Below are 12903 nucleotides of genomic sequence, written 5' to 3' on the forward strand. Positions count from 1 at the left end.
GGAGCGACGACGATGAAGATCCTGACCTGCCCCTTGAACGGCCCGCGCAATATCAGCGAGTTCACCTACGGCGGCGAATTCAGGCATATGCCCGACCCGGCCAGCTGCAGCGATGCGGAATGGGCCGACTATGTGTTCAACAGCGACAACCTTGCCGGCGTGGTGATCGAATGGTGGCTGCACAACGCCTCCAGCTACTGGTTCCTGGCCGAACGCCACACGGTGAGCGACCAGGTGCTGCGCACCTTCGACCCGAAAGAACTGTTCGACCGCCGCGTCGACTTCACCCCCGCCGCCACCCCGGAGATTGTCGGATGAACAGCCACACTCGCCTCCCCGCGCCCATGGGCCTGCTGATCGACCGCGAGCAGCCCCTGCACTTCCAGTTCGACGGCCAGGCCTGCCAGGGCTTTGCCGGTGACAGCATCGCCAGCGCCCTGCTCGGCAGTGGCCGCTGGCTGCTGTCGCGCTCGTTCAAGTACCACCGCCCGCGCGGCCCGCTGAGCATGGCCGGGCAGGATGCCAACACCCTGGTGCAGCTGCCGGACGAGCCCAATGTGCTGGCCGACCTGGAAGCCGCCCGCGATGGCCAGGTAGTCGAAGGGCAGAACTTCAACGGTAGCCTGACGCATGATCGCGACGCCTACCTGGGCAAGTTTTCGCGCTTCATGCCGGTGGGCTTCTATTACCGCTCCTTTTACAAGCCCAAGGGCATGTGGAAGGTGTGGGAGCCGCTGATCCGCAAGAAGGCCGGCCTGGGCGTGCTCGACCTAGGCTTCAGGCCGCAGTACTACGACAAGGCCTATCTGTTCGTCGATCTGGCCGTCATCGGCGCTGGCCCGGCTGGCCTGCGTGCGGCACTGGACGCGGCCAATGCCGGGGCCAAGGTGTTGCTGATCGAGCAACAGCCGGTACTTGGCGGCTCGCTCACCTACGCCCGCTTCGACATTGCAGGCACCCGCGCTACCAGCCTGCGCCAGGAACTGCTGGCTGCCGTCGAGGGCCACCCGAACATCCAGGTGCTGCTGGACGCCACCTGCAACGGCTGGTTCACCGACAACTACCTGCCGGTGATCCAGCACAAGCGCCTGTACAAGGTGCGCGCCAGCCGCTGCCTGGTGGCGGCCGGTTCGTTCGACCAGCCAGTTGTGTTCCGCAACAACGACCTGCCGGGGGTCATGCTGACCAGCGCCGTGCAGCGGCTGATGAAGCTGTACGCGGTAAAACCCGGCCAGCGCGCGGTAATCCTCACCGGCCACGATGACGGCTACCTGGCCGCCCTCGACCTGCAGGACCAAGGCGTGGCCGTGGCCGCGGTGGTCGACATGCGCGCTGCGCCAGCCGATGCCGCACTGGCCGCAGAACTGAAGCGCCGCGATATACCCGTGCACCTGGGCAGCACCGTGTACGAAGCCCTGCACGAAGCGGGCATGCGCCACGTGAGTGGCGTGGATATTCGCCCGATCACCGGCCAGGGCAAGGTCGGCCCGCATGGCCTGCGCCTGGCCTGCGACCTGCTGTGCATGTCGGCAGGCTACATGCCGGTGTACCAGTTGCCGTGCCAGGCTGGCGGCAAGCTGGCCTACGACGTCAACCGCGACGAGTTCGCCATCAGCAACCTGCCGGCCGGGCTGGACATCGCCGGCTCGGTGAACGGCCGTCACGCACTGGGCAATGTGCTGGCCGACGCCACTCGCGGGGCTGCCGATGCGCTGGCAGCGCTGGGCCTGGAAGCGCCGGTGCAGCCCGTGTTCAGTGCCGAAGCCAAGGTCAACTTCCCCTGGCCGATCTTCCCCCACCCCAAGGGCAAGGATTTCGTCGACTTCGACGAAGACCTGCAAGTGCGCGACATCGTCAACGCCACGCGCAGCGGCTACCGCGATGTGCAACTGGTCAAGCGCTTCTCCACGGTCGGCATGGGCCCGTCCCAGGGCCGCCACTCGGCGCTGCCAACCGCCCGCCTGGTGGCCCACGCCACCGGGCGCAGCATCAGCGAAACCGGGGTGACCACCGCCCGTCCACCGTTCCAGGCGGAAAAACTGGCCCACGTCGCCGGCCGCGCCTTCGACCCGTACCGGCAAACGCCAATGCACCGCCGCCACCTGGAAGCCGGGGCGAAGATGATGCCGGCCGGCATCTGGCAGCGCCCTGCCTATTATGGCAAGCCCGAGGACCGCGAACGCTGCATGCAGGAGGAAGCCCGCCATGTGCGCGAGAAGGTCGGCCTGATCGACGTTTCCACCCTCGGTGGCCTGGATGTGCGCGGCCCCGACGCCGCCGAACTGCTGGAGCGCCTTTACACCTTCGGCTTCGCCAAGCTGGCCATCGGCCGCACCCGCTACGCGCTGATGACCAACGAGCATGGCGTGGTGATCGATGACGGCGTGTGCGCCCGGCTGGGCGAGCAGCACTTCTACGTCACCGCCACCACCAGCGGTGTCGACCGCATCTACCAGCAGATGCTGAAGTGGAATGCGCAATGGCGCCTGGATGTGGACGTCACCAACGTCACCGCCGCCCTGGCCGCGGTCAACCTGGCCGGGCCGCTGTCACGCCAGGTGCTGGCCAAGGTGTGTGACGATGTGGACCTGTCGGCCGAGGCCTTCCCTTATCTCGGCGTACGCCAGGGCACAGTGGCCGGCATTGCCGCGCGCATCCTGCGGGTGGGCTTTGTGGGTGAACTGGGCTACGAAGTGCACGTGCCGGCGCGCCACGCCGAGCGCCTGTGGGATACCTTGATGCAGGCCGGCGCGGGGTTGGGCATTCGCCCGTTCGGCGTCGAGACCCAACGCCTGCTGCGCCTGGAAAAGGGCCACGTGATCATCAGCCAGGACACCGACGGCATGACCCACCCGGCGGAGATCGACATGCAGTGGGCCATCGGCCGCAAGAAGCCATTCTTCGTCGGCAAACGCTCGATCGAGATCCTCGAAGCGCAGCCGCTCAAGCGCAAACTGGTCGGCTTCACCCTGCCCAAGGGCAGCCCGCAGCCGCTGGAGGGGCATCTGGTGCTGGACGGGGCGGACATCAGCGGCAACGTCACATCCTGCGAATACTCGCAAACCCTGGGGCAGATCATCGGCCTGGCTTACGCCGGTGCCCATCAGGCCACGCCTGGCATGCACATCCCGATCCGCGTGGAGGGCGGTGTGATGGTCAATGCCAAGGTGGTGCCACTGCCGTTTCACGATCCCGACAACCTGCGCCAGGAGCTCTGAGCCATGACCAGTTTGCAAGCCAAAGCTTTTATTTCACCCGGCCCGCGGGCCGAACTGCTGCATACCTGCGCGTTGACTGACCTGACCGATCTGGCACGGGTCGGGTTTCGAGGGGGCGACAGTGCCGCTTGCCTGCAGGCGCGTGGCTACCGCTTGCCGTCGCTACCCAACCAGGCCGTGCGCCAGGAAGACAGTGGCTGGGTAGCACGCTTGTCGCAGACCGAGTACCTGCTGCTGGGCAGCCTGGCCGACGGCGGTGCACGGGTGGCTGCCGAAGAGGCTGGGTGGGTGCAGGATGCTCGGCGCAACTACCTGCTGCCGCGCCAGGATAGCCATGCCTGGCTGCAGCTCTCGGGAGTGCATTGCAGCGCGGTGATGGCCAAGTTGTGCGGGGTGGACTTGCGCGCCCGGGCGTTTCCCGTTGGGGCGGTGGCGCAGACCTCGGCGGCGCGGATCAACGTGATCGTGCTGAATGTGGGGAGCGATGAGAGGCCGGCGCTGCAGTTGCTGTTTGATCGGGCGTCGCTGGCGTATTTCCGTGAAGCGGTGCTGGATGCCATGGATGAGTTCGATGGTGGGTGGGTCGGGGTAGATGAACTGATGCGTTGACCTGCACCGGCCTCTTCGCGGGTAAACCCGCTCTCATAGAACAACACATGACTCATTGGTTCGGCGAGGTCCTGTAGGAGCAGCCTTGTGCTGCGAAGAGGCCGGGGCTGACAAAGCCTGTCTATTGGCTGTACCGGCCTCTTCGCAGCACAAGGCTGCTCCTACAAAGGACGCGTCAGACGAGCGATATTGGTTCTCTGCGCGACAGCGCAGCCCAAAGGGCTGGGCAATCTCCCGAAGGTCAGAGCTGCACCAACCGCTCACGCAGGAAGTTCACAAAACCCTGCACCGGCCGCGCCACCTGTCGGTGCTGCGGGTACACCGCCGACAGCTGCAGCGCCGGAGGCCGCCACTCATCCAGCACCGTCACCAGCCGCCCATCCGCCAGTGCCTGGCCCACGATGAAGGTTGGCAGATAAGTTACGCCCATCCCGGCTATCGCGGCATCCCTGAGCAGCTCGCCATTGTTCGCCCGCATCCGCCCGGCCACCTGGATCGCCTGGGTCTTGCCTCCTTGGCCGAACTGCCACTGCACCTGCCGCGAATGCCCATATGGCAGGCAATCATGCCCAGCCAACTGCTCCGGCCTGGCCGGCACGCCCCGCGCTTCCAGGTACGCCGGGCTAGCGCAATACACCCGCTCGACACTGGCAATGCGCCGCGCAATCAGGCTGGAATCCTCCAGCGCACCAATCCGTAGCGCCAGGTCATAGCCCTCGCCGATCAGGTCCACTGCGCGGTCGCTCAAATCCACCTCCACATCCACCTGCGGGTGCAACTGCAGGAACTCGGTCAGCAGGCACCCCAGGTGCGCCATGGCGAACGACAGCGGCGCACTCAGACGCAAGGTGCCACGCAAGGCCTGGGCCTGGCCGCTGATGTCGTGCTCCACCTGTTGCACTTCGCCGAGCAGGCGCAGCGCCGACTGGTAGTAGTGCTGGCCCAGCGGCGTGGCATCCAGGCGCCGCGTGGAGCGGTTGAGCAGGCGCACGCCCAGGCGCTCCTCAAGCTGCATCAGGCGCCGGCTGACCGATTGTTTGGACATTCCCAGGCGGTCGGCAGCCGCAGTGAAACTGCCAGCTTCCATGACCTGGGCAAAGATCCGCATGTCTTCGTAAGGGTTCATTGTCTCGCTCTTGGTGACAGTCAAACGCTTTATAGCGGCTTTTTCCCATCAACGCATCTCCCTAATCTACGCACAAGTCGCAGCGATGGCCCTGAAGGCCAGGCAAGACGCCCACTACCAACATTCAACAGAAAAGGATTCGCTCATGAACATTGTCCACAAAACCCTTACCGCTTCCCTTCTGGCCCTGTCCGTTTCCAGCGCCTTCGCCGCTGGCAGCCCGGGTATCGAACAGCACACCCAGGCCTTCCTCGAAGCCCTGGAACAAGGCGGCGGCAAGCCACTGGAGCAGCTCAGCCCGAAAGACGCCCGCGCGGTGCTGACCGGTGCCCAGGCCTCGGTCAAGGTCGATCTCTCGGGTATCGAGGTGAAGGAACGCGCCATCCAGGCCAACGGCGAGTCGATCAAACTGCAAGTGGTGCGCCCGGCCAACGTGAAGGGTGACCTGCCGGTGTTCATGTTCTTCCACGGTGGCGGCTGGGTGCTCGGCGATTTCCCGACCCACCAGCGGCTGATCCGCGACCTGGTGGTTGGCTCTGGCGCAGTGGCGGTCTACGTCGACTACACCCCGTCGCCGGAAGCGCACTATCCGACGGCGATCAACCAGGCTTACGCCGCCACCCGCTGGGTGGCCGAGCACGGCAAGGAAATTGGCGTGGACGGCAAGCGCCTGGCCGTGGCCGGCAACAGCGTCGGCGGCAACATGGCGGCAGTAGTGGCCTTGAAAGCCAAAGAGGCCGGTACCCCGGCCCTGCGCTTCCAACTGCTGCTGTGGCCGGTGACCGATGCCAGCTTCGAGACTGCGTCGTACAAGCAGTTTGCCGAGGGGCACTTCCTTACCACCGGGATGATGAAATGGTTCTGGGACAACTACACCACCGACGCCAAGGCCCGGGAACAGATCTACGCCTCGCCGCTGCGGGCCAGCAGTGAACAGCTCAAGGGCCTGCCGCCGGCACTGGTGCAGACGGCCGAGTTCGACGTGCTGCGCGATGAAGGTGAGGCGTATGCCCGCAAGCTGAATGCCGCTGGCGTGACTGTGACCTCGGTGCGCTACAACGGCATGATCCATGACTACGGGCTGCTCAACCCGCTGCATCAGGTGCCGGCCGTGCAAGCGGCCATGCGCCAGGCCGCCGGCGAGCTGAAAGTGCACCTGCAGTAACCTTATCCACGCATGCGGCAGGGCCTGGTGCCCTGCCGGTTCAGGAGGTCCGTCATGCTCACCGTTCGCAACGCCAAAGACCGCGGCCTGGCCTTTCATGGCTGGCTGAAATCGTTCCACACCTTCTCCTTCGGCCACTACCGCAACCCGGACGAGCAAGGGTTCTCGGACCTGCTGGTGATCAACGACGACCGCGTCATCCCCGGCAAGGGCTTTGGCCAGCACCCGCACCGCGACATGGAGATTTTCTCCTACGTGCTGGAAGGCGCGCTGGAGCACAAGGACACGCTGGGCACCGGCTCGGTGATCCGCTCGGGCGATGTGCAGCTGATGAGCGCTGGCCACGGCGTGGCCCACAGCGAGTTCAACCACAGCCAGGTGCAGCCGGTGCACTTCCTGCAGATCTGGATCGTACCGAACGTGCAGGGGGCAACGCCGCGTTACCAGCAACAGCATTTCAGTGCCGAGGAAAAGCGCGGCAAGCTGCGCCTGATCATCTCGCCGGATGGCGCCGAGGGGTCATTGCAGGTACGGCAGAATGCGCGGGTGTATGCCGGCCTGTTCGACGGTGACGAGCGTGCCACCCTGAACTTGCCGGAAAACCGCCATGCCTATGTGCATGTGGCCCGGGGCAGCATCGAGCTCAATGGGCAAGTGCTGAATGAAGGGGATGGGGTGCGAATGAGGCAGGAACAGGTGCTGGAGCTGGGCAACGGGGTGGATGCCGAGGTGCTGGTGTTCGACCTGCGGCCGCATGAATTGCCGGGCATGCCTTGAGTTTCTGCTTCGACAGTAATGGCCCTATCGCCGGCAAGCCAGCTCCCACAGGTACTGCACAGGTCTTCAAGGCAGTGTTTAACCTGTGGGAGCTGGCTTGCCGGCGATAGGGCCAACAGCCATCACTCAGGGCTCGAACCCTTCGACGATGATCACCTCAGCCTTCGCCACCCCCTGGCGATGGCTGCAAGCCTCCTGGTACAGCTCGGACCGGTAACACGCCAGCGCCTGCTCGTACGAATCGAACTCGATCACCACGCTACGCTGAGGGGTAGGCCGCCCTTCCATTGCCTCGCTACGCCCGCCACGGGCCAGGAAACGGCCGCCGAATGCCTTGAAGGCAGCCGGGGCGCGCTGGGTGTACTGCTGGTATTGCTCGGGGTCGTTCACGTCCACATGGGCGATCCAATAGGCCTTCATGCGCTGCTCTCCTGTTACGGCGATATTTGTGTATGATGGTATACCATAATAATCATCCCACCACAGTGAGCGTGCAACATGGCTTTCAACACCATCGAAGAACTTCTCGAGGACTACCGGCAAGGCAAGATGGTCCTGCTGGTGGATGACGAGGACCGGGAAAACGAAGGCGATCTGCTGATCGCCGCCGAGCGTTGCGACGCCCAGGCCATCAACTTCATGGCCCGTGAAGCGCGCGGGCTGATCTGCCTGACGCTGACCGACGATCACTGTCAACGTCTGGGCCTGGAGCAGATGGTGCCGGCCAACGGCAGCGTTTTCAGCACCGCCTTCACCGTGTCGATCGAGGCTGCCACGGGCGTTACCACCGGTATTTCCGCTGCTGATCGGGCACGTACGGTGGCAGCGGCGATGGCCCCCAATGCCCGCCCGGAAGACCTGGTGCAACCCGGCCACATCTTCCCCCTGCGCGCCCGTGAAGGCGGTGTACTGACGCGCGCCGGCCACACCGAAGCCGGCTGCGACCTGGCGCGCCTGGCCGGGTTCACCCCGGCGTCGGTTATCGTCGAAGTACTCAACGATGACGGCACCATGGCCCGCCGCCCGGACCTGGAGGTGTTCGCTGCCCGGCACGGCATCAAGATAGGCACCATCGCCGACCTCATCCACTACCGCCTGAGCACCGAGCAGACCATCAAGCGCATCGGCGAACGCGAACTGCCGACCGTGCATGGCACCTTCCGCCTGGTCACCTACGAAGACCGCATCGAAGGTGGCGTACACATGGCCATGGTCATGGGCGATATCCGCCGCGAGCAGCCGACCCTGGTGCGAGTGCATGTGATCGACCCGCTGCGCGACCTGGTCGGCGCCGAATACGCCGGCCCCGCCAACTGGACGCTTTGGGCGGCGCTGCAGAAGGTGGCCGAGGAAGGCGCCGGCGTGGTGGTGATCCTGGCCAACCATGAGTCCTCGCAGGCGCTGCTGGAGCGCGTGCCGCAGCTGACCCAGCCGGTGCGGCCTTACCAGCGTGGGCAATCGAAGGTGTACTCGGAGGTGGGTACAGGCGCGCAGATTCTGCAGGATCTGGGCGTGGGCAAGCTGCGCCACCTGGGCCCGCCGCTGAAATACGCGGGGCTGGCGGGGTATGAGCTGGAGGTCGTGCAAAGCATCCCCTTCGAGCCCGGACTGGTGAGCTGATACAGGCCCGTGTAGGAGCGGCCTTGTGTCGCGAAAGGGCCGCGAAGCGGCCCCGACAATTCATGTGTCGACGCTGAAATCCGGGGGCCGCTTTGCGGCCCTTTCGCGACACAAGGCCGCTCCTACAAAGGTTCGCGGCAACTTGCAGAGGACGGAGTGATGGCCGGTAGCCTCATACCTCTTGCCAAAAGTTTGGAATACCATAATATGATATCCCGTAGACCTTGAATCTGCAGGCCGGCACCTACAATCAAAAACGGCCAAAAAACACTTTGTTTTAGCTGCTCCCCGAACACTATTGGCGGGCGCACCACAAGCCCCGCCTCGAATAACAAAAGCAACGAGGGCGTAACCATGCTGTTGAGCAAACGTGTAACCGCAGTGCTGTCCGCCAGCCTGCTGACCCTGGCATGTCAGGCTGCCCAGGCCGCCGACAGCCTGAACTTCGTCAGCTGGGGCGGTACCACCCAGGACGCCCAGAAAGAAGCGTGGGCCGTACCTTTCACCAAAGCCACCGACATCAAAGTCGTCCAGGACGGCCCCACCGACTATGGCAAGCTCAAGGCCATGGTCGAAAGCGGCAACGTGCAGTGGGACGTGGTCGACGTCGAAGCCGACTTCGCCCTGCGTGCCGCCAGCGAAGGCCTGCTCGAACCCCTCGATTTCACCCAGATCAAGCGCGACAAGATCGACCCGCGCTTCGTCTCCGACCATGGCGTCGGCTCGTTCTTCTTCTCCTTCGTGCTCGGCTACAACGAAGGCAAGCTAGGTGCCAACAAACCGGTGGACTGGACCGCCCTGTTCGATACCAAGACCTACCCCGGCAAGCGCGCCCTGTACAAATGGCCCAGCCCAGGCGTACTGGAACTGGCCCTGCTGGCTGACGGCGTAGCCCCCGACAAGCTGTACCCGCTGGACCTGGACCGCGCCTTCAAGAAGCTCGACACCATCAAGAAAGACATCGTCTGGTGGGGCGGTGGCGCCCAGTCGCAGCAACTGCTGGCCTCGGGTGAAGCCTCGCTCGGCCAGTTCTGGAACGGCCGCGTCTATGCCCTGCAGCAAGACGGTGCACCGGTGGGCGTGAGCTGGAAGCAGAACCTGGTCATGGCCGACTTCCTGGTCATCCCCAAAGGTGCCAAGAACAAGGACGCGGCCATGAAGTTCCTGGCCAACGCCAGCAGCGCCGAAGGCCAGGCCGAGTTCGCCAACAAGACCGCCTACGCGCCGGTGAACGTCGACAGCGTGGCCAAGCTGGACAAAGACCTTGCGCAGAACCTGCCGACCGCCTACGCCCAGGACCAGGTCACCCTCGACTTCGCCTACTGGGCCAAGAACGGCCAGGCCATCGCAGCCCGCTGGAATGAGTGGTTGGTCAAATGAAAGTCGCCATCAACGCCCTGCATAACGCGCAAGGTGCCCCCACGGGCACCGGCGCCCCGGGAACGGCCCCCCGCCGCGTCAGCCTGAGCCAGCGCTGGAAAGGCAGCCGCAATCTGCTGCCGGCGCTACTGTTCCTTGGCCTGTTCTTCTTCGCCCCGCTCGCCGGCCTGTTGCTGCGCGGTGTGCTGGAGCCGACGCCGGGCCTGGGCAACTACGAGCAGCTGTTCGCCAACTCGGCCTATGCGCGGGTGCTTTTCAACACCTTCTCGGTGGCCGGCGTGGTCACCCTGATCAGCGTGCTGCTGGGCTTCCCGCTGGCCTGGGCAATTACCCTGGTGCCCAAGGGCTGGGGCCGCTGGTTGCTGAACATCGTGCTGCTGTCGATGTGGACCAGCCTGCTGGCGCGCACCTACTCGTGGCTGGTGCTGCTGCAGAGCTCGGGGGTGATCAACAAGGCGTTGATGGCCATGGGTATCATCGATGCCCCGCTGGAAATGGTGCACAACCTGACCGGCGTGGTGATCGGCATGAGCTACATCATGATCCCGTTCATCGTGCTGCCGCTGCAGGCGACCATGCACGCCATCGACCCGATGGTGCTGCAGGCCGGCTCGATCTGTGGCGCCAGCCCGTGGACCAATTTCTGGAAAGTGTTCCTGCCGCTGTGCCGCTCGGGGCTGTTCTCCGGGGCACTGATGGTGTTCGTGATGTCGCTCGGTTACTACGTCACCCCGGCCCTGCTGGGCGGTGCACAGAACATGATGCTGCCCGAGTTCATCATCCAGCAGGTGCAGTCGTTCCTCAACTGGGGCCTGGCCAGCGCCGCCGCCGCACTGCTGGTGGTGATCACCCTGGTGCTCTTCTACCTGTACCTGAAGCTGCAGCCGGAATCCCCGGTTGGCAACGCGAGGTAAACCGCCATGCTCCTGTCTCCCAATGCCATGGGCCGCCCGCTGCGTACGGGCCTGTACCTGACCACCGGGGTCATCGCGGCCTTCCTGCTGCTGCCGGTGGTGTTCATCGTGTTGCTGTCGTTCGGCTCGTCGCAGTGGCTGGTGTTCCCGCCGCCGGGCTGGACCTTCAAGTGGTACGGCCAGTTCTTCTCCAACCCGGAGTGGATGGACGCCGCGCTGGCCAGCCTGAAGGTGGCCGTGCTGACCACCATCGCCGCCGTGCTGCTCGGCCTGCCCACCGCGTTTGCCCTGGTGCGTGGCCGCTTCCCGGGCCGCGAGCTGCTGTACGGGCTGTTCACCATGCCGATGATCGTGCCACTGGTGATCATTGCCGTGGCGGTGTACGCGCTGTTCCTCAAGCTCGGCTACACCGGCACGCTGTTCGCCTTCGTGGTCAGCCACGTGATCGTCGCCCTGCCCTTCACCATTATCTCGATCATCAATTCGCTGAAGCTGTTCGACCAATCCATCGAGGATGCCGCGGTGATCTGCGGCGCCTCGCGCCTGCAGGCGATCTTCAAGGTGACCTTCCCGGCGATTCGCCCGGGGATGATCGCCGGCGGCCTGTTCGCCTTCCTGGTGTCGTGGGATGAAGTGGTGCTGAGCGTGATGATGGCCAGCCCCGACCTGCAGACCTTGCCGGTGAAGATGTGGACCACCCTGCGCCAGGACCTCAGCCCGGTCATCGCCGTGGCCTCGACCCTGCTGATCGGCCTGTCGCTGCTTGTCATGTTCATTGCCGCCGCCTTGCGCCGGCGCACCGAAGCCAACGCCTGAGCGCGCGGAGAAAACAACAATGAGTGCAGTGATCAAAGACAACGCGCACGGCAAGACCCTGGTCAGCCTGCGCGGCCTGAACAAGCACTACGGCGACTTCACCGCCGTGGACAACCTCGACCTGGAAATCCAGGACGGCGAGTTCCTGACCTTCCTCGGTTCCAGCGGCTCGGGCAAGTCCACCACCCTGTCGATGCTGGCAGGCTTCGAAACGCCGAGCAGCGGCGAGATCCTGGTCGATGGCCAGTCACTGGTCAACGTGCCGCCGCACAAGCGTGACATCGGCATGGTGTTCCAGCGCTATTCGCTGTTCCCGCACCTGAACGTGCGCGACAACATCGGCTTTCCGCTGGCCATTCGCAAGCTTAGTGCCAGCGAAACCAGCAAGCGCGTCGATGCCATGCTCAAGCTGGTGCAGCTGGAGAAGTTCGCCCACCGCAAGCCGTCGCAGATGTCCGGTGGCCAGCAGCAGCGCGTGGCTATCGCCCGGGCGCTGGTGTACGAACCGCGCATCCTGCTGATGGACGAACCGCTCGGCGCGCTGGACAAGAAGCTGCGCGAAGACCTGCAGGACGAACTGCGCCAGTTGCACCGGCGCCTGGGCATCACCATCGTCTACGTCACCCACGACCAGGAAGAAGCCATGCGCCTGTCCCAGCGCATCGCCATCTTCAGCCATGGCAAGATCGTCGGCCTGGGCACCGGTTACGACCTGTACCAGAACCCGCCGAATGCCTTCGTCGCCTCGTTCCTGGGCAACTCCAACTTCCTGCGGATCAAGGCCAGCAGCAATGGCGCGGGCAGCTTCGAGGGCCAGCCGGTGGCCATCCGCCTGACCCCGGGCCTGGCCGCCTCGCAGGATGCACTGATCATGGTGCGCCCGGAAAAGGCCCTGGCCCTGACCGCCGAACAAGCCGCGCGCGAGCCGCTGCCGGCGGGCTGGAACGAGGTCAGTGCCAAGGTTGGTGAAGTGCTGTTCCTGGGCGAGAGCCAGACCTGCCATGTGGTGACAGCGGGCGGTACCGAGCTGACGGTAAAGGCGTTGTCGGCGGCGGGCATGCCGATGCAGCCGGGGGATACCGTGAAGGTGCGCTGGGCGGTGGCGGATGCGTGCATCTATACCGAGTGGGCAGAAAGTGACCTGAGCAAGTCTGCCGGGGCGCATTGATACCGCTGGGGCCGCTTTGCGGCCCTTTCGCCGGCAAGCCAGCTCCCACAGGTACAGCGCAGATTTCAGGATTGGCACGGCCCCTGTGGGAGCTGGCTTGCCGGCGATGG

The 12903-nt window shown here is 64.7% G+C and carries 12 protein-coding genes; 10 read left to right on the top strand and 2 right to left on the bottom strand.

Translation table 11 applies throughout. From position 1 onward, the window contains the following. Window positions 1-12: 12 nt before the first annotated feature. Genes GYA95_RS12790 through GYA95_RS12800 form a run of 3 tightly spaced genes read left to right on the top strand, consistent with a single transcriptional unit; the run spans window position 13 to window position 3827 of the window. Window positions 13-318 (top strand): sarcosine oxidase subunit delta, encoded by a 306-nt coding sequence (locus tag GYA95_RS12790; RefSeq protein WP_015270836.1) that lies wholly within the window; start codon window positions 13-15, stop codon window positions 316-318. Further along, window positions 315-3218 (top strand): 2Fe-2S iron-sulfur cluster-binding protein, encoded by a 2904-nt coding sequence (locus GYA95_RS12795; RefSeq protein WP_015270837.1) that lies wholly within the window; start codon window positions 315-317, stop codon window positions 3216-3218. The genes GYA95_RS12790 and GYA95_RS12795 overlap by 4 nt, the downstream gene beginning before the upstream one ends. A gap of 3 nt (window positions 3219-3221) precedes the next feature. Then, the gene (locus tag GYA95_RS12800; protein ID WP_015270838.1) at window positions 3222-3827 is read left to right on the top strand and encodes an aminomethyltransferase family protein; all 606 of its coding nucleotides are present in this window, start codon (window positions 3222-3224) and stop codon (window positions 3825-3827) included. Window positions 3828-4068: 241 nt separating this feature from the next. Here GYA95_RS12800 and GYA95_RS12805 read toward each other — a convergent pair whose 3' ends face one another. Next, complete coding sequence (locus tag GYA95_RS12805; protein ID WP_015270839.1) at window positions 4069-4953, bottom strand: LysR family transcriptional regulator; 885 nt, start codon at window positions 4951-4953, stop codon at window positions 4069-4071. Between the two features lie 145 nt (window positions 4954-5098). Between GYA95_RS12805 and GYA95_RS12810 the strand changes: the two genes are divergently transcribed. Both GYA95_RS12810 and GYA95_RS12815 read left to right on the top strand, forming a co-directional pair. Beyond that, window positions 5099-6118 (top strand): alpha/beta hydrolase, encoded by a 1020-nt coding sequence (locus tag GYA95_RS12810; RefSeq protein ID WP_015270840.1) that lies wholly within the window; start codon window positions 5099-5101, stop codon window positions 6116-6118. Between the two features lie 54 nt (window positions 6119-6172). Then, the gene (locus tag GYA95_RS12815; RefSeq protein WP_015270841.1) at window positions 6173-6895 is read left to right on the top strand and encodes a pirin family protein; all 723 of its coding nucleotides are present in this window, start codon (window positions 6173-6175) and stop codon (window positions 6893-6895) included. A 126-nt stretch (window positions 6896-7021) separates the two neighbouring features. On the opposite strand, the gene GYA95_RS12820 is transcribed toward GYA95_RS12815, so the two are convergent. Next, a complete protein-coding gene (locus GYA95_RS12820) occupies window positions 7022-7315 on the bottom strand; it encodes a DUF1330 domain-containing protein (RefSeq protein WP_015270842.1) in 294 nt (97 codons plus the stop codon). 78 nt (window positions 7316-7393) lie between these two features. On the opposite strand from GYA95_RS12820, the gene ribBA reads away from it, so the two are divergent. The 5 genes from ribBA (at window position 7394) to GYA95_RS12845 (ending at window position 12793) form a co-directional block, all read left to right on the top strand. After that, window positions 7394-8515: a bifunctional 3,4-dihydroxy-2-butanone-4-phosphate synthase/GTP cyclohydrolase II gene (gene ribBA, locus GYA95_RS12825; protein ID WP_015270843.1), complete on the top strand. Its 1122-nt coding sequence runs from the start codon at window positions 7394-7396 to the stop codon at window positions 8513-8515. 354 nt (window positions 8516-8869) lie between these two features. Beyond that, on the top strand, window positions 8870-9895 hold the full coding sequence (locus tag GYA95_RS12830) for an ABC transporter substrate-binding protein (RefSeq protein ID WP_013973153.1): 1026 nt from the start codon (window positions 8870-8872) through the stop codon (window positions 9893-9895). Next, complete coding sequence (locus GYA95_RS12835; protein ID WP_015270844.1) at window positions 9892-10809, top strand: ABC transporter permease; 918 nt, start codon at window positions 9892-9894, stop codon at window positions 10807-10809. The genes GYA95_RS12830 and GYA95_RS12835 overlap by 4 nt, the downstream gene beginning before the upstream one ends. Before the next feature lie 6 nt (window positions 10810-10815). Beyond that, the gene (locus GYA95_RS12840) at window positions 10816-11625 is read left to right on the top strand and encodes an ABC transporter permease (protein ID WP_015270845.1); all 810 of its coding nucleotides are present in this window, start codon (window positions 10816-10818) and stop codon (window positions 11623-11625) included. A gap of 19 nt (window positions 11626-11644) precedes the next feature. After that, window positions 11645-12793, top strand: a complete 1149-nt coding sequence (locus GYA95_RS12845; protein WP_013973156.1) for an ABC transporter ATP-binding protein — start codon at window positions 11645-11647, stop codon at window positions 12791-12793. Window positions 12794-12903 lie beyond the last annotated feature (110 nt).

It is taken from the genome of Pseudomonas asiatica (assembly GCF_009932335.1).
GTDB lineage: Bacteria > Pseudomonadota > Gammaproteobacteria > Pseudomonadales > Pseudomonadaceae > Aquipseudomonas > Aquipseudomonas asiatica.

Excerpts from the sequence above, each read along its gene's own strand:
- GYA95_RS12790 (WP_015270836.1), top strand. The coding sequence starts at position 13 with ATGAAGATCCTGACCTGCCCCTTGAACGGCCCGCGCAATATCAGCGAG.
- GYA95_RS12795 (WP_015270837.1), top strand. The coding sequence starts at position 315 with ATGAACAGCCACACTCGCCTCCCCGCGCCCATGGGCCTGCTGATCGAC.
- GYA95_RS12800 (WP_015270838.1), top strand. The coding sequence starts at position 3,222 with ATGACCAGTTTGCAAGCCAAAGCTTTTATTTCACCCGGCCCGCGGGCC.
- GYA95_RS12805 (WP_015270839.1), bottom strand. The coding sequence starts at position 4,953 with ATGAACCCTTACGAAGACATGCGGATCTTTGCCCAGGTCATGGAAGCT.
- GYA95_RS12810 (WP_015270840.1), top strand. The coding sequence starts at position 5,099 with ATGAACATTGTCCACAAAACCCTTACCGCTTCCCTTCTGGCCCTGTCC.
- GYA95_RS12815 (WP_015270841.1), top strand. The coding sequence starts at position 6,173 with ATGCTCACCGTTCGCAACGCCAAAGACCGCGGCCTGGCCTTTCATGGC.
- GYA95_RS12820 (WP_015270842.1), bottom strand. The coding sequence starts at position 7,315 with ATGAAGGCCTATTGGATCGCCCATGTGGACGTGAACGACCCCGAGCAA.
- ribBA (WP_015270843.1), top strand. The coding sequence starts at position 7,394 with ATGGCTTTCAACACCATCGAAGAACTTCTCGAGGACTACCGGCAAGGC.
- GYA95_RS12830 (WP_013973153.1), top strand. The coding sequence starts at position 8,870 with ATGCTGTTGAGCAAACGTGTAACCGCAGTGCTGTCCGCCAGCCTGCTG.
- GYA95_RS12835 (WP_015270844.1), top strand. The coding sequence starts at position 9,892 with ATGAAAGTCGCCATCAACGCCCTGCATAACGCGCAAGGTGCCCCCACG.
- GYA95_RS12840 (WP_015270845.1), top strand. The coding sequence starts at position 10,816 with ATGCTCCTGTCTCCCAATGCCATGGGCCGCCCGCTGCGTACGGGCCTG.
- GYA95_RS12845 (WP_013973156.1), top strand. The coding sequence starts at position 11,645 with ATGAGTGCAGTGATCAAAGACAACGCGCACGGCAAGACCCTGGTCAGC.